General features: G+C 61.7%; 17 protein-coding genes and 1 pseudogene. 8 read left to right on the forward strand and 10 right to left on the reverse strand.

All coding sequences use genetic code 11. From position 1 onward, the window contains the following. Window positions 1–334: 334 nt before the first annotated feature. The 3 genes from EP30_RS07880 to EP30_RS07890 form a co-directional block, all read right to left on the reverse strand. Window positions 335–1,081, reverse strand: a complete 747-nt coding sequence (locus EP30_RS07880; RefSeq protein ID WP_258185430.1) for a Fic family protein — start codon at window positions 1,079–1,081, stop codon at window positions 335–337. Between the two features lie 180 nt (window positions 1,082–1,261). After that, window positions 1,262–2,050 (reverse strand): VOC family protein, encoded by a 789-nt coding sequence (locus EP30_RS07885; RefSeq protein WP_140557614.1) that lies wholly within the window; start codon window positions 2,048–2,050, stop codon window positions 1,262–1,264. 69 nt (window positions 2,051–2,119) lie between these two features. Beyond that, window positions 2,120–2,923, reverse strand: coding sequence for a pyrroline-5-carboxylate reductase (locus EP30_RS07890; RefSeq protein ID WP_140557617.1), 804 nt, complete (start codon window positions 2,921–2,923; stop codon window positions 2,120–2,122). 398 nt (window positions 2,924–3,321) lie between these two features. Here EP30_RS07890 and EP30_RS07895 point away from each other — a divergent pair, with 398 nt between their 5' ends. From EP30_RS07895 to EP30_RS07910, 4 genes are all read left to right on the forward strand, one after another. Then, on the forward strand, window positions 3,322–4,365 hold the full coding sequence (locus EP30_RS07895) for a uroporphyrinogen decarboxylase family protein (RefSeq protein ID WP_140557619.1): 1,044 nt from the start codon (window positions 3,322–3,324) through the stop codon (window positions 4,363–4,365). Between the two features lie 119 nt (window positions 4,366–4,484). Further along, a complete protein-coding gene (locus EP30_RS07900; RefSeq protein WP_140557621.1) occupies window positions 4,485–5,663 on the forward strand; it encodes an ABC transporter substrate-binding protein in 1,179 nt (392 codons plus the stop codon). Window positions 5,664–5,893: 230 nt separating this feature from the next. Continuing rightward, window positions 5,894–7,705 (forward strand): ABC transporter permease, encoded by a 1,812-nt coding sequence (locus EP30_RS07905; RefSeq protein ID WP_140557623.1) that lies wholly within the window; start codon window positions 5,894–5,896, stop codon window positions 7,703–7,705. A gap of 86 nt (window positions 7,706–7,791) precedes the next feature. Next, the gene (locus EP30_RS07910) at window positions 7,792–9,525 is read left to right on the forward strand and encodes an ATP-binding cassette domain-containing protein (protein ID WP_211279452.1); all 1,734 of its coding nucleotides are present in this window, start codon (window positions 7,792–7,794) and stop codon (window positions 9,523–9,525) included. 218 nt (window positions 9,526–9,743) lie between these two features. Here EP30_RS07910 and EP30_RS07915 read toward each other — a convergent pair whose 3' ends face one another. Then, entirely contained in the window at window positions 9,744–10,325 is a 582-nt protein-coding gene (locus tag EP30_RS07915; protein ID WP_258185431.1) for a GNAT family N-acetyltransferase, read from the reverse strand. Window positions 10,326–10,676: 351 nt separating this feature from the next. Here EP30_RS07915 and EP30_RS07920 point away from each other — a divergent pair. Further along, window positions 10,677–11,846: pseudogene (locus EP30_RS07920) on the forward strand (trans-sulfuration enzyme family protein); the annotation flags it as partial. Between the two features lie 316 nt (window positions 11,847–12,162). Here the strand turns inward: EP30_RS07920 and EP30_RS07925 are convergent. The 3 genes from EP30_RS07925 to murI form a co-directional block, all read right to left on the reverse strand. Beyond that, window positions 12,163–13,542 (reverse strand): FAD-dependent oxidoreductase, encoded by a 1,380-nt coding sequence (locus EP30_RS07925; RefSeq protein WP_140557628.1) that lies wholly within the window; start codon window positions 13,540–13,542, stop codon window positions 12,163–12,165. A 115-nt stretch (window positions 13,543–13,657) separates the two neighbouring features. After that, entirely contained in the window at window positions 13,658–14,500 is an 843-nt protein-coding gene (locus tag EP30_RS07930; RefSeq protein ID WP_140557630.1) for a patatin family protein, read from the reverse strand. Between the two features lie 137 nt (window positions 14,501–14,637). Beyond that, window positions 14,638–15,414, reverse strand: a complete 777-nt coding sequence (murI, locus tag EP30_RS07935) for a glutamate racemase (protein ID WP_140557632.1) — start codon at window positions 15,412–15,414, stop codon at window positions 14,638–14,640. 148 nt (window positions 15,415–15,562) lie between these two features. Between murI and dapF the strand changes: the two genes are divergently transcribed. Continuing rightward, complete coding sequence (gene dapF / locus EP30_RS07940) at window positions 15,563–16,483, forward strand: diaminopimelate epimerase (protein WP_140557634.1); 921 nt, start codon at window positions 15,563–15,565, stop codon at window positions 16,481–16,483. A 45-nt stretch (window positions 16,484–16,528) separates the two neighbouring features. Here the strand turns inward: dapF and EP30_RS07945 are convergent, their stop codons facing one another. Beyond that, on the reverse strand, window positions 16,529–17,401 hold the full coding sequence (locus EP30_RS07945; protein WP_094664956.1) for a PHP domain-containing protein: 873 nt from the start codon (window positions 17,399–17,401) through the stop codon (window positions 16,529–16,531). Window positions 17,402–17,502: 101 nt separating this feature from the next. Here EP30_RS07945 and EP30_RS07950 point away from each other — a divergent pair, with 101 nt between their 5' ends. Next, on the forward strand, window positions 17,503–18,153 hold the full coding sequence (locus tag EP30_RS07950; protein WP_094664954.1) for a vitamin K epoxide reductase family protein: 651 nt from the start codon (window positions 17,503–17,505) through the stop codon (window positions 18,151–18,153). Window positions 18,154–18,270: 117 nt separating this feature from the next. Here the strand turns inward: EP30_RS07950 and EP30_RS07955 are convergent, their stop codons facing one another. Together EP30_RS07955 and EP30_RS07960 are read right to left on the reverse strand one after the other, a co-directional pair. Beyond that, window positions 18,271–18,498 (reverse strand): DUF3107 domain-containing protein, encoded by a 228-nt coding sequence (locus tag EP30_RS07955; RefSeq protein ID WP_094664952.1) that lies wholly within the window; start codon window positions 18,496–18,498, stop codon window positions 18,271–18,273. Between the two features lie 52 nt (window positions 18,499–18,550). Continuing rightward, entirely contained in the window at window positions 18,551–20,107 is a 1,557-nt protein-coding gene (locus EP30_RS07960) for a phosphotransferase (protein ID WP_258185432.1), read from the reverse strand. A gap of 53 nt (window positions 20,108–20,160) precedes the next feature. Between EP30_RS07960 and EP30_RS07965 the strand changes: the two genes are divergently transcribed. Continuing rightward, window positions 20,161–21,666, forward strand: coding sequence for an ATP-dependent helicase (locus tag EP30_RS07965; RefSeq protein ID WP_140557636.1), 1,506 nt, complete (start codon window positions 20,161–20,163; stop codon window positions 21,664–21,666). Window positions 21,667–21,722: the final 56 nt, after the last annotated feature.

Raw genomic sequence — 21,722 nt, forward strand, 5'->3', positions numbered from 1 at the left:
TTTCCGGACACGGCGGACACGGGTTTGGGTGTTTCCGGACTCGATGGACTCTGATCTGGGTGTTTCCGGACATGGGTCTGGGTATTCCCGGATGATAAGTCTGGGTCGAACCGGTATAGATAACCGGCTCTGGGTATTTCCGTATCACGAAGACCCTGTGTTGGGGGTGTTCATGATACGGAAATACCCAGAGCCGATTGTTGGAGTCCGGAAATACCCATAGCGCTAGGAGCGCGTCCCGCGACGAAGTTCTTCTTCGTCCCAACGGTCCTTGACATAGGGATTTCGAACCGACGCGGTGACACTACTCCGATCCCATTGATCGTTGTAGGTGTTAGGAGATGCGTTCTGGCGCGAGCTGCCTGACGAGCTGTTGGTAATGATCACGCTCGGAGAGCAGTAGGTCAACGAGATACCCGGGTTCGTCGGGGAAGTTCGTCAATGCGAGCGTATACAGGTTGTGATGCTGGTCAAGGATCAATGCAGGGATCGTATCGAGTCTGAGCAGCTCCTTGAACATAACGAGTCGATCGATACGCCCGTTGCCATCGGAGAACGGATGGGTGGATTCGAACATCCAATGCGCTTTGGCAATGGCATATGGATCATCCGTGAGACTCGCATACAGGCGGAAGACCTGTTCCATGGCGGCGGGTACGTCCTCAGGTAACGCGGTATGGATGCCGACAAGCTGACTGATGACATTGGGAAGGATCTTATAGCCGCCAACGTTCCTGTCGGGGTCGAGCTCCTGACGTGTACCGCGTTTGAGCATGGCATGCATCGTGCAGATCATGCCCCGGTTCACGGGTTCGTCAACGTGGTCAAGCATCCAGTCGAACACACGGAAGTGGTTGGTCGTCTCGATGACATCGTCCGCCTTGATCTCATTGTTCGCGTCAGATGGTAGCAATGCACCCGTATCGAAAAGTTGCGCGGTCTGTTCGGGCGAGAGCGTGGACCCTTCCATGTGATTCGAGTTGTATGAGAACAGGATCTGCGTGGTGGCGTAGAGGCCCCCGTCAACACGTTGTTCGCGTTCACGCTGTAGCCAAGTGACGAGCCTGACGGATTCCGGCATGCGACTTTCCTCCTTTGCATGCACATTCTATCCATGCGCCATGGCCATCAGTCTCGATGGGCATAGTTCCCATAGTCACCGTCGTCCAACGACCGCAGTCCAGTTGACGACGGGGTGTTCATGATACGGAAATACCCAGATCCTGTTTTGGAGTACGGGAAAACCGGAATAATCCGTCGATCACGCCTCTACGCTGCGGTAGCGGGCCTGACCGACGGTGATGTCGAAGGACTTGCCGGCCGGGGCAGTGTACTGAAGTTCGGTGATGCCGTTGCGCTCGCCGGTCACGAAACGCCAGTCGCGTCCGCCGCCGACGGCGAGGTCGAAATACTCGCGTCCATCGGCGTCAACGCCGGTTGTACGTTCCAGATCGAACAGGTCCGCCCAGTGCGCGGAAACCTCTGCCGGATCGGGCACTTCGAAGATCGCACGACGGGTGTTCACCTCGCCGATCGCATGACGATGCAGCAGACCGCTCTGCTCGTAGCGTTCCAGCTGCGTGGCCTCGTCCGCATTCCAGTCGATCACGAACGGGTAGCGCAGTCCGTGATCGTCACCCTGCAGCCAGAGCAGCTGCCAGCGGATCTCCTCGCCGTTGGCCGTGGTGCGGTTGCCCGGCACGATCTCGCCGAGTTCCACGCCCTTGGACCGCAGTCGTTCAGCGGCCGCCTCGATGCCGTGCACATGCAACGCGGGACGGTAGAAGCCCTCGAACTCGGGCAGGAGCTCGCCCGCCTCGTGGAAGATCTGACCGCGTGTCAGCGTTTCCGCCAACGCCTCGCTACGGCTGTACAGCGTCAGAAACTCGAGGTAGTTGTCGTTGAAGTAGGCGAGCGAGTTCTCGGTGCCGTGCCCCACGTGCTTGCCACCGTAGCTGGCGGTCAGTCCCTGTTCGGCGAACGCCTGCTCGGCCTGCTTGAGGTCGTTGACGAATTCGACCGTATGATCCCATGTGAATTGCTGTGCCATGATCGTTTACCCCTTTCCTTTCGGATTCCCTTCCGGTTCCTTTCGCCGCTTATCCGCGACGATCCTCCGCTACTTCGAGTTCGATCCCAGCGCGGTGGTGCGTTCCACCGCCGCGAGCACGGCCGACTGGATGGCCGCCGCGAACCCGGTCTTGTTGAGCGTGTACGCCTGCGTGATGCCCACGCCGCCAGGGGAGTTGTTGATGTTGAGCAGCACCTGCGGCAATACGTCCTTCTGCTTGAGGAATTCGGTGCCGCCGATCAGCGTGTCGAGTGCGATGGCCTTGGCGATGTCGCGCGGCAGTCCGGCGAGTACGCCGGCGTCCACGTAGGCGTCGATGAAGTGGTACACGATGTTCGGCGGATAGAAGCCGGTGATGATGTCGATCAGACGCTCCTCCACGTACAGCACCTTGCCGAACGTGGTGAGGAACGTGTCCACGTCATCCTTGTTGGCACCCTCACCCAGTGCGGCTCCGCTATAGCCGTAGTCGACGGTGGTCAGCGTGTTCGGAATGATACGTACCACACGCCAGTCCGCGCCCAGCACGGCCTGCAGCTTGGCGATGGTATATCCGGCCACGATCGATACGACGACGGTCTTCGCCGGATCGAATCGTTCGGAGATCGACTTGGCCACGCCGGCCACATCGTCCTGCGGGCGCACGGCGATTACCACGATGTCCGCATCCACACGGCTGGTTGGCGTGGCGGTTTCGGTGCCGTACATCCTGGCCAGATAATCACTGCGCTCGGAGGAGATCTCCTCCACGTAGATGTGATCCACCGGGTAGGCGTCGGCCTTGCGGCGCACCGCCTCGATGATCGCGGTCGGCATGTTGCCGCCGACGATGAAGTACAGTTTGGCTGCCAAAATCGGTCCCCTTACGCTTGCGGATGCCACACCCCGATAGTTTCAACGGTGATATCGAAGATCGACCGGATGCGGCAGTTCGAACATGTTGTGTCATTCCCTTCATACCCGAATGCGCGTCGATCCGACAGCATTTTCTGCGATCTGCCATATAAGCGTTTTCGATAGGGTCTGCAAAACCTATGGAAAACGTTCGCATCGATGAATGGCTATAAGAAAAGCCTGTAATCAACACGCCTTTCACGGCTTGCGCTGAAACATCAAGTGCGCTTTTCTTAAAACCATCCAATCGACCGGGAGCTGCAGACCTCGGATCGGAACGGATATTCTCTCGTTTCCAACACTCATGCCGTGAGCGGTTCGTCACGGCATGCCATCCCAAGAGAAGGACAACCATCATGACCGATCGTCGCGCAGTCTTCCATGACATCGTCAAGGGCACCGCAACCGTACCGTATCTGACCGCCGCCTGGCAGCATCTCGTCGGCCACGAGTACGGTGCCGAGGAGTTCGCCGCAGCCTACGTGGACTTCGTCAAGACTTGGGATTGGGACTGGGTGAAGATCAATCCTCGTGCCGTCTACTATTCCGAAGCGTGGGGCTCCACGTACGACCGGAATCGCTACGACGGTTTCGTCCTGCCGAAGAAGCTCACCAACGGTATCGACGTTCCGGACGACATCGAGAAGGTGACCCGACTTGATGTGCATGAAAGCGCCCCGTTCGCTGAGCACATCAAGGGTGCGACGCTGATCCGCGAACAGTTGCAGGATCGTGCCGTGCTGCAGACCGTGTTCTCGCCGCTGTCCGCCCTGCTGCAGATCGCCGACCTACCGCTCTACCCGGGCGATGAGTACGCCACGCCGAACACCACGGTCAAGGAGCTGATTCTCGACCAGCCCGAACGCGCCAAGAAGGCCCTGAACAACATCGCCCTGACGCTCGCCGACTACGCGACCGCGCTCGTCACACCGGCCGACCAGGGAGGCGCCGGCGTGGACGGCGTGTTCTACGCGGTCACCGGCACCGTGAGCGAAGGCTACTTCAGCAAGGCACAGTACGAGGAGTTCTCCAAGCCGTACGACCGGATCGTGATCGACGCCATCCGCAAGGCCAATCCCGACGCGGCCATCCTGCTGCACACCTGCCGCGCCGAATCCCACCCCGACTGGTTCGACGATCTCGGTGTGGACCTGATCCACTGGGATCAGTATCTGCCCGGCAACCCGAAGATCGACGCCGACCTCAAGGCCGTGCCAGTTGGCGGCGCCAACGTGCTGCTGTTCAACGTGGACGGCGATCCCGAGGCCGTGGAACGTGAGCTTGACGAAACCATCGCACTGCGCGACGGCAAGCCGTTCCTGCTCGCCCCCAGCTGTACGGTGTTCACGCCGGCGGGGGAGGATGCGCTCAAGGCGCTCGCGGCCCATCGTGCCGTCTGAGTCTGTCGTGCCATTTGAGTGCGCTACACCGTCTGACCCGATCGGCCATCCGCCGCGCTCATCCAAAACTCGTCACTCGTCAACATCATTCGTCAACACTGTTCAGGAGAGGAAGAATCATGAACATCTGGAAGAAAACACTGCGCAACGCGGCCGTGGCCGCCACCGTGGCCGCCACTCTGCTGGGCGTTTCCGCCTGCGGTCTGGGTGGTGACGCCGCATCGTCATCGTCGTCCGCCGACTCCGACACCGTGAACATCGGCGTGATCTATCCGAAGACCGGACAGTACGCCGAATATGGCAAGCTGTTCCAGCAGGGCTTCGATCTGGCCGTCGAGAAGGTGAACAAGGATGGCGGCGTCAAGGGCAAGAAGCTCGGTCTGAAGTACTACGACACCCAGTCCGATGCCAAGCAGGACGCCGCCGTGGCACCCAAGCTCGTGTCCGACAAGTCCATCATCGCCGTGGTCGGCGACTACACATCCCCGGCCTCGTCCGCCGCCAGCCCGATCTTCCAGCAGGCCGGACTGGTCCACTACGGATTCAACAACTCCGCACCCACGTTCACCGAGACCGGCGATCACGTGTGGACGCCGCAGATCGGCCAGGACATCTACCAGAAGGCGAACGCAGACATCGTGGCAAAGAAGGCCAAGAAGATCTCCGTGGTCTACATCGAGAACGACTGGGGCAAGCAGGCCTACCAGTACTTCAAGGAGGAGGCCGAGAAGAACGGCACCCAGATCGCCTACGAATCCTCCTACCTGCCCGACTCCACTGATCTGTCCCCGATCCTGATCCCCGCGCGTGACGCCAAGCCCGACGCCGTGGTCAACATCGGCTACGGTCCCGACGGTGCCCTGGTGGTCAACACCCTGCGCGACAAGCTCGGCTACACCGGTCCGTTCTTCGGCGGACAGGAGACCTCCGAGTTCCTCGACAACGCCGGCAAGAACGCCGAAGGCACCATCATCACCGGCAGCTTCTCCGCCACCGGCACCAAGGATGAGAAGGCCCAGCAGTTCGTCAAGGACTTCAACGCCAAGTACGGCAACAACCCGGGCAACTTCGAAGTCACCGCCTACCAGGCGATCATCGATCTCGCCTACGCGGCCAACAAGACCGAACCCACCCGCGAAGGCATCCAGAAGGCCCTGCAGACCGTGACCGACTTCCCGCTCTATCAGGGCAACGGCGGCACGTTCAAGTTCAACACGCAGACCCGTCGCGCCGACAACATCGACCCGATCCTGCTGATCGTCAAGGACGGCAAGTTCGTCCAGTACGACGGCGAGTGACCGAGTAGTCGAGTAGTCGAATAGTCGGGTAGCTGTGTAGTCGGGTATCCGGGTAGTCGAATAGTCAAGTGACCGTCTGCCCGACGCCCAACATCCATAACCACATGACGTGGCGGCTCCCCTCAGCCGGATATCCGGATCGGGAGCCGCCACGTTCCATCCCATTCCTCCTCACGCACAATACGTACAATCCCGTCACTCCAACCATCCCCTACGAGGATTGAAATCACATGTTTGATACCATATTCGCCGGTCTGATCCACGGCAGCGCGTACGCGCTCGTGGCGGTCGGCATGTCGCTGATCTTCGGCGTCACCAATGTCGCCAACTTCGCCCAGGGCTCCATTGTGGCGGTCGGCATGATGACCGCATGGTGGCTCGGCACCTCCCTCGGCTGGGGGATCGTTCCCACGGCCATCGCGGTGATCGTGGTCACCGGCCTGCTTGGCCTGATCATGAACGCGCTGGTCATCACCCCGCTTGAAGGTCGCAAGCCCATCGCCGCACTGCTCGCCACCATCGGCGTCGGCCAGATCCTCGACAACGGCCTGCAGATCATCTTCGGCACACAGACCCGACGATTCCCCGAACTGCTGCCCACCTATAACCTGCAGCTCGCCGGCGTGCGATTCGGCACGTCGGACGTAGTCATGATCATCTTCGCCATCCTGTCCATGCTCGGTCTGTGGGCGTTCCTCAAATACGGCAAGGCAGGCCAGGCCATCCGCGCCACCTCGCAGGATCCGCAGGCCGCCAGCCAGATGGGCATCCCCGTCAAGGCCATCCGCAACCTCTCCTTCGTCATCGGTGCCGTGCTCGCCGGTGTCTCCGGCATCTTCGTCGGCCTGTTCAACACCAACATCAACCCGATGAACGGCGGCACGATCGGCATGACCGCCTTCGTGGCGGCCACCATCGGCGGTCTCGGCTCCATCCCCGGTGCCGTGGTCGGCGGCCTGGCCCTCGGTCTCATCGAATCCGTGGGCATTTCGTTCCTCGGCGATGGTGCACACGATCTCATCACCTTCGGCGCACTGCTCATCATCCTCATCATCCGTCCGCAGGGACTGCTCGGCGGCGACGATGTGAAATCCGAACCGCTGACCGGCACATTCCTCGGCGGTGGGCGACCCATCGCCCTACCGTGGTGGGGCAATCTCGGCCTCGCCATCCTCGCGCTCGCCACGCCGTTCTTCTTCTCCGACTACCTGTCGGGTGTCGGCACGCAGATCGCCATCTACTCGATCGCCGCCGTGGGCCTGACGCTGATCTCCGGATCCGCAGGACAGACCATTCTCGGCATGGCCGGACCGTTCGCCGTGGGTGCGTACGCATCGGCCATCCTCTCCACCCGTCTCGACTGGCCGTTCCTCGCCGCGTTCCTGGTCGCCGGCGTGGTCGCCGCCATCGCCGCAAGCATCCTTACCTTCCCCGTGTGGAAGCTGTCCGGCCATTACGTGGCCATCGCCACCATCGGCGTGGGCGCGGTCATGGTCGCCATCATCCGCATCTGGGAGCCGCTGACCAAGGGTTCGCTCGGCATCCAGGGTATTCCGTTCCCCAAGATATTCGGCCAGTCCCTGTACACGCAGCAGATGCAATACCTGCTTGACGTGATCGTGCTGCTGCTGACCCTCGTCATCGTCAGTCGCATCCGTTCCTCGCACCTCGGCCGCGTATTCGAGGCCGTAGGCTCCGATCAGGAGGCATCCGAGGCGCTGAGCATCCGCACCGGTGCCTACAAGGCGCTCGCTTACGCGTTGGCCGCATTCTTCGCCGGACTCGCCGGATCGCTACTCGCCCACCAGTACACGTACATCGATCCGACCATCTTCAACTCGAACATGTCGATCCTGATCCTGACGATCATCGTGCTCGGCGGCATGAACTCGCCGCTCGGTGCCGTACTCGGCTCGATCGTGCTCATCGGCGGTCCAGAACTGCTGCGTGTGGCGTCCGACGCCCGCGTGCTGCTCTACGGTGTGCTGCTGGTCGTCATCATTCTGTTCCGTCCGCAGGGACTTTTCGCGCGCAAGGTTTGAGAGGCTAGATCATGACTTCGGTACACGATTCCGCAATTGACTCCGTTTCCGTCGTCCCGGACGGGCATGACGTTCCCGATGTGGTGATGAGCCCCGAGGAGCATCGCCGCAAGGTGCTCGAGGCTCCCGTGGTGCTGCGCGTGCGCGAGCTTGACAAGTCGTTCCGCGGCCTGCACGCCGTGAACAAGGTGTCGTTCGACCTGCACAAGGGCGAGGTGATCTCGATCATCGGCCCGAACGGATCGGGCAAGTCCACCACGATCAATCTGATCTCCGGATTCATCACACCCGACTCGGGCATCATCGACATCGATGACGATCCCGTGGCCGGGCTGCCCGCCACCGAGGTGTCCGAACGCGGCTTGTCGCGCACGTTCCAGAACGGTCGAGTGTTCGGCGGACTGACGGTGGATGAGAACATCAACCTTGGCTACCACAAGAAACTGCAGGCGCAGCGTCCGTTCAAGAACCTGCAGAAGTATCCGATCGTCCGCTGGATCCCGTTGCTTGCGGAGACCGGCGTGGCCCTGATTCACGGGCCGAAAACCGTCCGCGAGATCAAGGAGGTCGACGTGCGCGTCGGCCGCGAGATCGATCGGTTCCGCGAGCGCCTCGGTGATCGCCGCAACGATCTGACCTACACGCTGTCGTATGCGAACCGTCGTCGTACGGAGATCGCCCGCGCGCATATCTCCGAGCCGAAACTGCTGCTGCTGGATGAGCCTACGGCCGGCATGAACCAGTCGGAGACCGCGGAGGTGCTTGAGCAGCTGCAGCATCTCAAGGCGCAGGGTCATACGATTCTGCTGGTGGAGCACAAGATCGATCTGGTGACCGCACTGTCCGACCGTGTGCTGGCCATGGATGGCGGACGGATCATCGCGCAGGGTTCCCCTGATGAGGTACGTACCAATCCGCAGGTGGTCGAGGCGTATCTGGGCAAGCGCAAGGAGACGAATCAGACGCGCAGCCATGGTCAGGTGAACGTGCTCGCCATGCAGAACGCCATCGAACATGACGGCGTCGCCACAGTGAACGAACCGGAATCGTCTGGCGGTGCGGAATCGTCCGCGGCTGCCGATCCGTTTTCCGGCACGGAGACGCTGCTGTCGTTGGACAACATCAACGTGTTCTACGGGCAGGTGCATGCGTTGCAGGATGTGTCGATCACCATTCCCAAGGGTGCGATCGTCTCCCTGCTGGGTGGCAATGCGTCCGGCAAGTCCACCACCATGAAGACGATTCTTGGCATCAATCATCCGAAGAGCGGCACGATTCATTACGAGGGCGCTGACATCACGCATGAATCCACTCGTCGTCGTGTGGCGTCGGGCATCGCGTCCGTGCCGGAGGCGCGTCGCGTGTTCCCGCAGATGACCGTGCAGGAGAATCTGCTGTCCGGCGCGTACACGCGTACCGACAAGGCGGGTATCGCTGAGGATCTGGATTCCATGTACGAGCGGTTCCCGCGTCTGAAGGAGCGTCGCGGTCAGCAGGCGGGTACGATGTCCGGCGGCGAGCAGCAGATGCTGGCGTTCGCCCGCGCGCTGATGAGTCGACCGAAGATCATCTGCATGGATGAGCCGACCATGGGTCTGTCGCCCAAATTGGTGGAGGATGTGCTTGAGCAGATCGCGCGGTTGCGTGACGAGCTCGACTTGTCCGTGCTGATGGTTGAGCAGCAGGCCGAACTGGCGCTCACGATTGCCGATTACGGGTACGTGTTGCAGAATGGTCGTATTCGACTGCATGGCAAGGCGTCCGATCTGCTCGGTAATCCGCAGGTGCAGGAGGCCTATCTCGGCGGAGCCAAGAGCTAGGGGATCAGCGGATTCTGCGGACGGTCAGGCGGTCCGAATGCGGTGATCCGGACCGGATACGGTCCTGCAGTCCGACCGGATTCGGTTCTGATGGTGGTCCAAACGTAACAGTGCGAACGATGGTATCGTGTTCGCGCCGCCGCGTTTGGACCACTGTTGGTATGTGGCATTGCGATGTATTGCGATCGTTTGCGGAATCGGATTCGTTGGCCGGGCATTCAGAACGTCAGACGCATCTGATGCCACGGAACGCCGCCATGCGTGGACGAGGACAGCCCCTCATCCACGAAACCCAGACGCGCATAGAACGCGATCTTCCCGGTCTTGCACGTCAGCACCATCCCGCGACGTCCCTGGGCACGAGCCTCGTCGGCGGCGTGACGGATCACACGGGATGCGCAGCCACGACGTCGATACGCGGGGATCGTGTTCACACCGAAGATCATCTGCCATGCGCCATGATCGTCATGCAACGACGCATCCGCGTACATGCCGTCGGCAAGATCGGGTGTATCGGTCGTCATGCCGTTCACAAAACTCACCAGTCGGCCGTCCGCGGAATCCGCGCCGATATTCCCGTCGACGGTACCGTTACGGTCAAACAACAGCCAGAAATGATCGGGATATACCGCAAGACGATTGCGGATGTCCTCGCGGGTGGCGGCCTCCGCGGGTGGAAAGCATTCCGCCTCCACGCCGGCCAGCGCATCCAGGTCGGCCATCGTCGCGTGCCGGATGATCATACCGTCGGCGCGTTTCACATCGTTGTTGTACACAGCGTCGTTGTTCACGTCATTCATGTCATCCGAACCTACGCCGCTCCGCCGACTCATGACCCCACCGTTCGCGGCGCCCAATCGCACGCTTCATCATCCGCCTCCATTGGCGTGTTCGATACACGACGACATCCCCATCAGTTTTTTCTATACCCCGCTATCAAGCCCCCAACGCGCATGGCAGCACGACCACCCGTGCAACGGCATATAAATTTTCCCGAATATGACACGGTTGAAAGCCGTGCGCACATGCGCTTATGTAGAAACCACAACACTTTCCCGCACACCAGCGGACACGACGAAACGAACGACACCAATACACCAACCAGCACGGTGCCAACCGATCAGGCACCGCACCGACGAAGGGAGCGAACAATGGCACGATTCAGGACCCAGCTCGTACACGGAGTCACCGTCGACGACAACAACACCGGTGCGGTCAACCCGCCGATCTACAACTCGTCCACCTACACGTTCTCCTCCGTGGAGGACACCCCGCGCTGGGACTACGCGCGATCCGGCAACCCCACCCGTGAATTCCTCGAACGGCAGATCGCCCAGCTCGAACATGGCTGTCAAGGCTTCGCATTCTCCTCCGGACTGGCCGCCATCCACGCGGCGCTCGCCATCTTCAAGCCCGGCGATCACATCATCGTCGGCGACAACATCTACGGCGGCACCTACTCGCTCGTCAACGAACACTTCAACCGCTGGGGACTGAAATTCCATCCGGTCGACACCACCGATCTCAACGCCGTGACCGCCGTGTTCGACCAGATCGAAGCCGCCGGCGACCACGTCGAGGCGATCTACTTCGAAACGCTCACCAACCCGCTGCTCAAGGTCAACGACACCGCCGCGCTCGCCGAACTGGCACAGCGTCACGGCGCGCTCTCCATCGTGGACAACACGTTCCTCACCCCGTACCTGCAGCGTCCGCTCGATCTCGGCGTGGACATCGTGCTGCATTCGGCCACCAAGTACCTCGCCGGCCACTCCGATGTGAACGCCGGACTCGCCGTTGCGCGCACCCGAGACGTCGCCGAGCGCCTCTACTACTCACTCAACCGCATCGGCGGCATCCTCGCCCCCACGGAATGCGATTCGGTGCGCCGCGGCATCCAGACGCTGGCGCTGCGCATGGACCGTCAGCAGGAGAACACGCTGGCCATCGCCCGATTCCTGCAGAACCACCCGGCCGTCGCCACCGTGCACTATCCGGGACTGGCCGACTCGCCGTACTACCATCTGGCCCTGCGCGAGCTCCACGGCTGCGGTGGCGTGCTCTCGTTCGAGGTGAAGAAGGGTGTAAACCCGGCCGACGTGCTCAACAACCTGCACGTGTTCCGACTGGCCGTCAGCCTGGGCGCGGTGGAAAGCCTCGCGGAGTTCCCCGCACGCATGACCCACTTCGAAGTGCCGTGCGAGGAGCGGCTCAAGCTCGGCATCAGCGACGAGCTGATCCGCCTGGCCGTGGGCATCGAGGACGAATACGACCTCGTGGAGGATCTGCGCCAGGCGCTGGATCTCGCCGAACGCAACGCCGTACGCACCACGGAACGCAACCGCATCGCCGTGGACGCCGACTCGTTCCAGAAGGCGTTCGGACAGGACGGTCTGGAATCCGATGGCGTGCCGTCGGCGGCACGAAACGAGTCGGCTGCAACGGATGCCGACGTCTCGGCGGCGCAGTACTGATTCAACCAGTACGTGATACGCGCGATACACGCAATGCGAAGGGACACAAGGGGGTGGCATCGATACTAACCGATGCCGCCCTCTTCGTATTACTGGTATTACGTCACGCTGCTATTAGCCTGCGTTGCTGTCAGCCTGCGCTACTGTCAGCCATGCCTCGCGCTCACGACTCGGCAATGGCCTGCATGGCCACCGCGGCGATGTAGTTGACGGGCTGGCTGAAGTTCGGCTGGAACAGCAGATCCACATTGGCCAACTGATCGATCGTGAACCCGGCCTGAATGGCGATCGACACCGCGTTGGCCGCCTGCGCCACATCCGCCTGACGGGACAGGAACTGCGCGCCCTTGATTACGCGAGTCTCCGGATCCCACGTCAGCGTGCACGTCACCGGCGTGGTGGTGAGCATGAAGTCGGGGCGGAAGTCCTGCGTCAGCGTGGTGGACCGCGTGGTCACGCCACGCGCCTCGGCACCGCCCTGCGTCAGGCCGGTGGCGGCCATCGACAGATCGTACAGCTGCACCGCGCTCGTGGCCTGCGTGCCCATGTACTTCTGCGTCGGCTCCACAATGTTCGCGCCCACCAGCAGCGCCTGACGCACCGCGTTCGTGGCCAGCGGAATGTAATCGTACGTGCCGGTCGGATTGTAGAACACCGTGGCGGAGTCACCGGCCGCGAACACATCCTGCGACGGCTCTGATTCGCCGCTGATCGTCGCTCGCATGTACTCGTCGGTGGTGATCGCGCCATTCGGCAGCATGTCCAGCTGTCCGTCAAACAGGTTGGTGCGCGGCAGGAACCCGGCACCCATGATCGCGCAGTCCACCGTGAACTCGCCTTCACTGGTCATCACGGTCACGCCATTGCCGTCCGCGCCAAGACGGAACTCGGTGACCATATGACCCAGCGCGAGCGTCACGCCATGATCGGTGAACGCCTGCTCCACCACATCGCTGATCGGCTTGTCGAAGTTCTTCGCGAGCACACGATCCAGTCCGTCGATCAGCACCGTCTTCACGCCGATCTCACTGAACTGCTCGGCCAGCTCCGCGCCGATGTATCCGGCACCGATCACGGCCACGGACTTCGCGTTGCGTGCCATCTCCTTGATCGCCAGACCATGGCCCCAGTTCTTGCACAGCTTCACGCGGCCATCCTCCAGACCTTCGGCAAGGCCCGGGATCGGCGGAATGACCGGCTTGGACCCGGTGGTGACGACCAGCTTGTCGAACGCGAGCGTGGTCTGCTCGTCGGTTTCGAGATCCTTCGCCAGCAGCGTGCGGCCCTTCACATCCACATTGAGCACGTCGTGGCGCATGTGCATGCGCGCACCGAGCTTGCCCAGCGCCTCGGGGGAGGAGTAGAACATGCGCTGGGGGTCGGAGACGTGATCGCCCACCCACAGCGCGATGCCGCAGGACAGGAACGACAGCGTGTCGTTGCGTTCGTAGACGTGCACAGTCCAGTCGGGATGTGCCTGCAGGATCGACTGCGCGGCGAAGGTTCCGGCATGGGTGCAACCGACGATGGCTACCGTGGTCATGGCAAAACTCCTATGTTTTGTTGTGTGTGTACCAGAGACCACTATACGGGGGAATCGGGGATGCGCCGCGCGTGAAACGCCGTCGTTATGTTGCGTGCCTGCGTGCGCGCGTGCCCTATTCGGCCAGGAACTCGGCCACCACGGCGGCGTCCGCGTAGCCCTGACGGTACATGCGGTTGAGTCCCTCGTAGCTCTTGTGCAGCGTCGACAGGCCGAACAGATCGGTCGGTGCCAGGATCAGTACACGACCCTCGGCCTCGTACCGCTTGGCCAGCGCCACCTCCTCGTTGTACAGCGCATACCGGTTGAGCAGCCGTTCGGCCGACGCCGGGTAGGTGCGCTTGAGAATGGCGGCCGGTCCTTTGTCCTTGCGTTGTTCGCGCAGCACGTCCTTGGGGCGGGTGAGCACCACCACCAGTTTGTCGCAGCCGTCGTCGAACGCTTTCTGCACCGGAATGGGATCGGCGATGCCGCCGTCGAAGTAGGCCACGTCATCCACCACATACGGTTCGCACGCCACCGGTACCGCGCTCGACGCCTTGCAGATGTCGTAGTCGTCCTGACGGAAACGGCTTTTGGGGAAGTAATGCGGTTCGCCCGTCTCCGCCTCGCACGCCACCACCTGGAAATCCATCGGATTGTCGTGCGCGGTCTGATAGTCGAACGGATCCTCGCCGTCATGATTCGACAACGTGCCGTACACGTAGTCGAGATCCACGAAATTGCGATCCTTCATGAAGTTGTACGTGCTGGCGTATTCGCGGCGGAACGCGTAGGTCGTGTAGAAGCGGTAGCAGCGGTTCTTCTGCCTGGAGAGCAGACAGGACAGATTCGCGCTGCCCGCGGATACGCCGATCGCGGCGTCGAGATGAACGTCGTCCTCCAGCAGACGATCGACCACGCCAGCGCCGTAGATCGCTCGGAATCCGCCCCCGACATCGATGATTCCCGTTTTCATATGTGCCTCCCCATGGCTACGTCAGGACCTTTGTATTACGAGTTCCTTTTCGTTAAGAGTTCATTGTAGGCGCGAAGGGCGTCCTTATGGTTGCCGATACGCGATGGTTGCCGATACGCGCCGGTATGATCATCGGGTCATTCGCCAAGCAGTGAATGCGACAGCGTCATGACCCGCGGATCATGATCGGAGTTCGAGATCGCTACCGTACCCGTGTGCGATTCCTCGGCCAGTGCGCCCAACGATTCGAGAATGACCTCGAGATGGTTCACCGTGCCCGCATTGCCGTCGATGATGGCGGTGTCGTCCGGCAGCAGCTCGCGGAAGTAGTCGCGATAGAACACGAAGTGGGTGCAGCCGAGCACCACGCTGTCGATGCCGGCGAGATCGTAGCGGTCGAAGTATCCGTGCAACGTGTCCATCACCAGATCGTGGTCGGACAGTTGGCCGGATTCCACGATACGCACCAGATCGGGGCACGGCTGCTTGAAGATCTCATGATCGTCGTTGAACCGGCGGACCAGCCGTTCGAACTTGCGCTCCCTGAGCGTCAGCGGCGTCGCCGCCACGATGATGTGCTGCCGGACGCCATGACCGCGGTCGCAGGCCACCTTGAGGGCCGGTTCCATGCCGATGATCGGAATCGAATACCGTGCGCGCAAATCGTTAACCGCCGCCGACGTGGCCGTATTGCAAGCCACCACGATGGCCTTGACCCCCTGATCGATGAACCGGTCGCAGATGTCGAAGCAGAATCCTTTGATCTGCTCCGGTTCGCGGATGCCGTATGGCGCATGCGCACTGTCCCCGAAATACAGGACGGATTCGTTCGGCAGGTCCTGTCTGATCTGACGGACCACGGACAGTCCGCCAAGTCCGGAATCAAACACTCCGATGGGTGCGTTCGACGTCATGCTCCAACTCCTTTTCCGCTTCGCATGGTTCCGTTCCGCATATTCGTCGTGTGCGTCAGGCCGTGGTACGGATATTCATGCCACAGCCACACCATAGCGTAGTCCTCCGCGGTCGATTCGTCTGTTCGCTGACATACGCTAGGTGTCCATGAGCATTCCACAGATTGTTTACAAAGGACACGGCACCGGCAATGATTTCGTGATGTATGCCGATCCGGATGGCGAGTACGAGCCGACGGAGGATGAGATCCGGTTCCTGGATGATCGTCATTTCGGTGTGGGCGGCGACGGTCTGCTGCGTCTGACCCACCCCCGATACGTCTCCGATCTGAGTGCGGAGCAGGTGGCCGATCTTGAGGCAGCGGGCGCCGAATGGTTCATGGACTATCGCAACGCGGACGGTTCGCTGGCCGAGATGTGTGGCAACGGCACGCGCGCCACGGCCCTGTTCGCCCAGCGACTGGGCTACATGGATGCCCCCGGCGGCGAGCCGTTGCGGCTGGGAACGCGTGCCGGCGTGAAGGTGCTCACCTCGCTCGGCGAAGTCCCCGGATTGGGCCGCAACGTGTTCTGCATCGACATGGGCGCGTGGAAGGCGGGTGAGTCCCGTGCCTTCGTGGTGACGATTCCCGATCATGAGGGTGCCGCCCGGGGCACGTTCGTCGATATGGGCAATCCGCATGTGGTCGCCGTGCTTGAGGATCGGTCCGGTCGCGGTCTTGCCGATGATGCGACCCTGCCCGCCGTGGAGGATCTGGACCTCGCCCGTAAGCCCGTGGTCGATCCCGTTCTCGCCTCCGACCAGAATGCCGAATTCGTGCGCGTGGACGCCATCGACGAGGAATCGGGGACGGGCCGTGCCTTCATGCGCGTCAACGAACGCGGCGTGGGCGAGACGCTGTCCTGCGGTACGGGTCTGTGCGCCACGGCCGTGACGTTGCGTCAGCTCACCGGCATCGGCGATTGGACCATCACCGTGCGTGGCGGCACTCTGCGCGTGGCCGTGGATGATGCGCATGTGGAGCTCACCGGCGATGCCGCGATCGTGGGCAAGGTGGAACTGCTGTAATCACGACCGGCTGCGGCGGCTCGTTCGACGCAGCCGGTCGTATGATCAGTCGATCAGGCCGATCGCACCGCGTTCCACGATCTGCGCCACCACGTCGTCGCTGGTGACGTTCTCGCCCACGATGTTCGGCTTGCCCGAGGCTCCGTGCCAATCCGATCCGCCGGTGGTGAGCAGATGCAGGTCGGAAGCCAGACCCAGCAGACGCTGCTGTTGTTCGGGGGAGTTGTCGCGGTGGAACACTTCAAGTCCGTCAAGACCGACCGCCGCGAGATCGGCGATGTTCTGATCGGACAGGATGCGTTTGTTGCGCGATGTGGCCGCCGGATGGGCGATGACGCTCACGCCGCCGGCGTGCTTCACCGCTTCCACCACGCTCTTCGCGCTAGGCGAAACGATCGGCACGTAATACGGTCCGTTTTTGTTGATCGTCTTCGCGAACGCTTCGGAACGATTGGCGAAGAAGCCCATCGCCACCATGGCGTCGGCGATGTGCGGGCGTCCAATGGTGGTATGCTCGCCCTCCTTGACCTGGTTGACGACGTCGTCCCAGGTGATCGGGAAATCAGCGGACAGGTTCTCCACCATTTTCTTCATGCGGCGGATGCGGTTCGTCCGTGTCGTTTCAAACAGATCGCGTAGCACCTCATCGTCGGGGGAGTAGAGGAATCCAAGCATGTGTACGCAAATGCCGTCCATGTCGGCGGTGATTTCGGTGCCGCGCATGAGCGGAACGCCATGCTTGCGGCTGGCGGTGACGGCCTCATCCCATCCGGCCCAGGTATCGTGGTCGGCGATGCCCACGCCATGGAGACCTCGGCGCTTCGCCTCCAGGATCAGGGCTTCCGGGGTTTCCGTGCCGTCGGAGTATACGGTATGGCAGTGCAGGTCCCAACCGGGAGCGGATTCGTTAGCAGTCATATGACTATCGTAAGCTGAGTGCGGCATATACGTGTGCCGTATCGTCGGCAAAGGCATATGCGTGTCGTTTGTGATGGCAAAATACAAGGGGAACCATCGACATGGGTGAGAACGAATATCTTGGCGCGCCTCAGGGACGTCGCCATACGGCCGGATGGACGTATCTGATCATGCTGCTGGCATCCGCAGTGGCGCTCGTCGTTTCGTTCGTGTTGTCGGCGGAGACGTTGCAGCTCGCTCGTGACCCGGGAACCAAGCTCGATTGCGATCTCAACGCGGTGGTCTCCTGCTCCACCGTGGCGCAGAGCTGGCAGGCGGAGATCATCAAATTCAACGGATTGAGTTATCCGAATGCGTTCTTCGGCATCGCCGCCGAGGCGGTGTTCATCACCGTAGCCGTGATCGGTCTGGCACGCGTGATCGTACCGCGCTGGTTCGCCGTGTGCACGTGGCTGGGAGGTCTGGCCGCGTTGGCATATGCGTACTGGCTGTTCACGCAGTCCGTGTTCGTGATCCACGCGCTGTGCCCGTGGTGCCTGATACTCATGTTCTCCACCACGATCCAGTTCATGGCCTTGACGCATGCGAGCGTGGTGGTGCAGGATCTGCCGAGGCTGGATGGACGATTCGGATCGTTGCGTCGTGGCCTCGATACGTACTATCGTCTCAACGCCGATCTCATGGTCGACGTGGTGTGGGTGCTGGCTTTGGTCGCGATCATCGTGGTCAAGGAAGGACCCGCACTGTTCTGACGGTGGTAATGGTTCGGCTCGTGCTCCGATTTCTTGGATGGGAGCGGAGCGGAGAACGAGAAAACGGCTCCCTCGTGATGAGGAGAGCCGTTTTCCGTATGTGGCCGAGTTGCCCTGCTAGTTCAGAGCGCCGAAACCAACCGGATGAGAGGTTTCGGATCCGACGATGGCGTATCCGATGGCGCTGCCGGGGACGACGATGCGACGGCCCTTGGTGTCGGTCAGATCGACCACGGTGCCGTCTGCCACGGCCTTGCTGATCGCGTCGCTGACTTCGTCGGCCGACTTGTCGGTGGCGAAATTGACCGCGCGGGCCACGTTGCGGATGCCGATTTCAACGTCCATGTGATTCCTCCTTGGAATTGTGGATATGCGAACGTTTCGCTACTAGGGGATTCTAGCGAGCGGACTGCTGTTCTCCGGTCGAGCCGTCCGCATCTTCGCTCTGGGCGTCAGTCGAGGAGTCATCGTCAGACGCCGCGTTCACGCTGTCCTTGTCGATGAGCGAGACGTATCCTGCCGGGCGTTCCTGTTCCTTGTCGGACTTGGTATCGGTGGTCTGCCCGGTGGTCTCCTGTGAATCCGTTTCCGTTGCGGCACGATTGGTGTCCACAAGGTTGCCGTCATCGTCGAAGTCCTCGGGCCTGAGCTTGGGCAACGCCATGGTCTCCTCGTCATTGGACTGCGTGTTCGGCGGCTCCACGGGAATGGTGTTCGACTCCACGCGCTGTGGCGATGTGTGCGGCTGGAATCGAGCGCCGGCGGATTCGTTCGTCGCCGCATGTTCGTCGTCACGCCGCCAGCGGTCCGAGACCGGGGAAATAGCGGCGGGGGCGGGAGACATCTCGTCGGGGATCGTCTGATGAGGCTTGGTGGATTCGCTGACGCGACGGTCGTCATCACGATTGGTTCGACCGTCGTTGCGGCTGTCGCCATCATCAAGCAATGTGCCCACCGTAATCGTCGACGGATTGCGTCCATTCCGCCCCTTGGATGCGTTCGCCTTGGAGGTGCGTACGGAAAGTTGGTGTGCAAGCCGCTCCACATGGGCCTTGAATTCGAGGATCCTGTCGTTGTCGGCGCGGTCGAGGGCGCGGATGAATTCGCCCACCTGCTCCATCTGCAGCCAGAGACTGGCCCGAAGCATGATCAGATCATCCAGACGGGAGCCGATCAGACGCGCGTAGGCGGACAGTACGTTATTGCGGCGCTTGGAATCGAGCTTGTCGAAGATCCAGGCCAGATCACGGGCGGGATCGTTGACCTGCATGTCGCTCCAGCGGTAGATCGCGTTCAGTCCGGTGCTGGAGAAGATCATGTCGCCGTCGTCGAACCCACCGTGGACCGGGCAGGTACGGAAGGACCACAGGCCTTCGGTGGATACGATGCGCTCCCAGCTCGACGTGATCTCGTCCGGCACGTGACCGGCCTCCTTGAGCCGGGCGATCCACGCCACCAGCTGCTGACGGATCTGCGCGGCGGAATACACGGGATAGCCTTCCTTTTCAAGAAAGGCGGGGCGAAGACGGTGGATGGCGCCAATGGCGGTACCCACCGATACGCACTGGCTTTCGGTCAGCTGGCTAAGCGGCGTGGCGGCACCATCGTTGTGCATGGTGATCAGTACGGCGGTGGATCCTGTGGGGCCACGATCGTTCTCGCCGGGCTGGAACGCGACGGTGCGTTCCAGTGCGAAGCCGAGCCCCGCCGGCTCCTTGGCGCGGATCAACGCCGATGATGCCTTGGCGCGGGAGGTCAGCAGTTGTTTGCCGGTGTCGCTGCTGGACACGCTGACGTCGAATTCACGGCCTGCGGTATCGGTTACCACGGCGACGTCGATATCGTCCGGACCGGAGAGCAGGTACTGCTCGGATTCGCGCGTGCTGGCCACGGCGAGTTCGGGCATGGCTGCGGACGCCAGAGCCGCCAAGGTAAATACTGAACGTTTACTCACGTCTTCCACTCTAATGCACGATGGCGTTCAATTCGGTCAGGAAACCTGACAGAATGGGACGTGTGAACACGAATGGCGAGAAAATCCTCGAAGGGCTTGATGAGGCCCAACTGGCCGCGGCGACGAGCATCGAAGGGCCCGTGCGCATCATCGCGGGTGCGGGCGCCGGCAAGACACGCACCATCACCCGACGCATCGCCTACGCATGCGCGACGGACCAATGGGATCCGATGCGTACGCTCGCCGTCACGTTCTCCGTCAAGGCGGCCACCGAAATGCGCTCCCGACTTGCCGCGCTCGGCGTGCCCATGGTGAAGGCCGCCACGTTTCACTCGGCCGCACTTCATCAGCTCAGGCGCGTCTGGCCCGATCTGAGCGACGCATACTTCCCGTCGATCGTCACGGATCCCAGACAGCTGGCCACGATCGCGCTGACACGGGTGAGCGGACAGGCCGAACCCGACGCCGCCACGGTTCGCGCCCTGCTCGCCGAAATCAACTGGACCAAGGTGTCGCTGATCGCGCCGCAGGATTATGCGCGCGTGTGCGCCGCCACGCATCGGCAGCCGCCGGCCGGGCTCGAACCGGATGCCATGGCCGACGTGATCGAGGCCTACGAGCGGGAGAAGACCGGTCGCAATCAGATGGATTTCAACGACATCCTGCTCATGACCTGTCATGTTCTCGAACGGTTCGACCCGGAGGCGTCCTCGATTCGCTCACGGATCCGTTGGATCACCGTGGACGAGTATCAAGACGTATCCCCGTTGCAGCATCGTCTGCTGAATCTGTGGATGCGCGGGCGTGATTCGTTGTGCGTGGTGGGTGATCCCGCACAGACCATCTATTCGTTCGCCGGAGCCACCAGTCACTATCTGCTGCATTTTGCACAGGAGTGGCGCAGACCGTGCACCGACGTCCGGCTGGATACCGATTACCGGTCCACGCCGCAGATCGTCAATTATGCGAATCGCGTACTGTCCGCCTCTCCGCAGGCCCGCGACTATCTGGTGCTTCATTCCGGCCGTGACACCGGCCGACGCATGATGGTCACCGCGTATGACAATGACGAGAAAGAGGCGACCAGCGTCGCCCGACGGATCGCCGCGCTGATCGACAGGGGAGTGAGTCCCAATGATGTGGCCGTGCTCATGCGCATCAACGCGCAGGGGCCGCTGATCCGTACCGCGCTCGGCAAGCTCGGCATTCATTCGCGCATCCGTGCCGAGTATGCGCAGACCGAGGCCACGCTGATCGATTCGTCATCCGCCGCCGCGCAGGCAGCCGCCGATGATCTGACGGCGCGTCGGGCCGGTCAGGTGAGCATATCCACGATCCACGCGTCCAAGGGTCTGGAATGGAAGCACGTGTTCATCATCGGATGCTCGGAGGGACTGATGCCGTTTGGTTCGCCGTCCGCCGGTCCGCTGCTCGAGGAGGAGCGCCGACTGTTCTATGTGGCGGTGACCCGCGGCGAGGACACCGTCGACGTGTCCTTCGCCTACGGCAAGGAGGCCGCCAGCGGGCAGCGGCGTACACCAAGCCGGTTCCTACGATAGCCTTCCCGAGTCTTCCCGCGATAGGCGGGAAAGGCGAATATGGCGATGGGCTGGTG

It is taken from the genome of Bifidobacterium sp. UTCIF-39 (assembly GCF_006408715.1).
Lineage (GTDB): Bacteria > Actinomycetota > Actinomycetes > Actinomycetales > Bifidobacteriaceae > Galliscardovia > Galliscardovia tissieri.

Excerpts from the sequence above, each read along its gene's own strand:
- EP30_RS07880 (WP_258185430.1), bottom strand. The coding sequence starts at position 1,081 with ATGCCGGAATCCGTCAGGCTCGTCACTTGGCTACAGCGTGAACGCGAA.
- EP30_RS07885 (WP_140557614.1), bottom strand. The coding sequence starts at position 2,050 with ATGGCACAGCAATTCACATGGGATCATACGGTCGAATTCGTCAACGAC.
- EP30_RS07895 (WP_140557619.1), top strand. The coding sequence starts at position 3,322 with ATGACCGATCGTCGCGCAGTCTTCCATGACATCGTCAAGGGCACCGCA.
- EP30_RS07900 (WP_140557621.1), top strand. The coding sequence starts at position 4,485 with ATGAACATCTGGAAGAAAACACTGCGCAACGCGGCCGTGGCCGCCACC.
- EP30_RS07905 (WP_140557623.1), top strand. The coding sequence starts at position 5,894 with ATGTTTGATACCATATTCGCCGGTCTGATCCACGGCAGCGCGTACGCG.
- EP30_RS07910 (WP_211279452.1), top strand. The coding sequence starts at position 7,792 with ATGAGCCCCGAGGAGCATCGCCGCAAGGTGCTCGAGGCTCCCGTGGTG.
- EP30_RS07915 (WP_258185431.1), bottom strand. The coding sequence starts at position 10,325 with ATGAATGACGTGAACAACGACGCTGTGTACAACAACGATGTGAAACGC.
- EP30_RS07925 (WP_140557628.1), bottom strand. The coding sequence starts at position 13,542 with ATGACCACGGTAGCCATCGTCGGTTGCACCCATGCCGGAACCTTCGCC.
- EP30_RS07930 (WP_140557630.1), bottom strand. The coding sequence starts at position 14,500 with ATGAAAACGGGAATCATCGATGTCGGGGGCGGATTCCGAGCGATCTAC.
- murI (WP_140557632.1), bottom strand. The coding sequence starts at position 15,414 with ATGACGTCGAACGCACCCATCGGAGTGTTTGATTCCGGACTTGGCGGA.
- dapF (WP_140557634.1), top strand. The coding sequence starts at position 15,563 with ATGAGCATTCCACAGATTGTTTACAAAGGACACGGCACCGGCAATGAT.
- EP30_RS07945 (WP_094664956.1), bottom strand. The coding sequence starts at position 17,401 with ATGACTGCTAACGAATCCGCTCCCGGTTGGGACCTGCACTGCCATACC.
- EP30_RS07950 (WP_094664954.1), top strand. The coding sequence starts at position 17,503 with ATGGGTGAGAACGAATATCTTGGCGCGCCTCAGGGACGTCGCCATACG.
- EP30_RS07955 (WP_094664952.1), bottom strand. The coding sequence starts at position 18,498 with ATGGACGTTGAAATCGGCATCCGCAACGTGGCCCGCGCGGTCAATTTC.
- EP30_RS07965 (WP_140557636.1), top strand. The coding sequence starts at position 20,161 with ATGGGACGTGTGAACACGAATGGCGAGAAAATCCTCGAAGGGCTTGAT.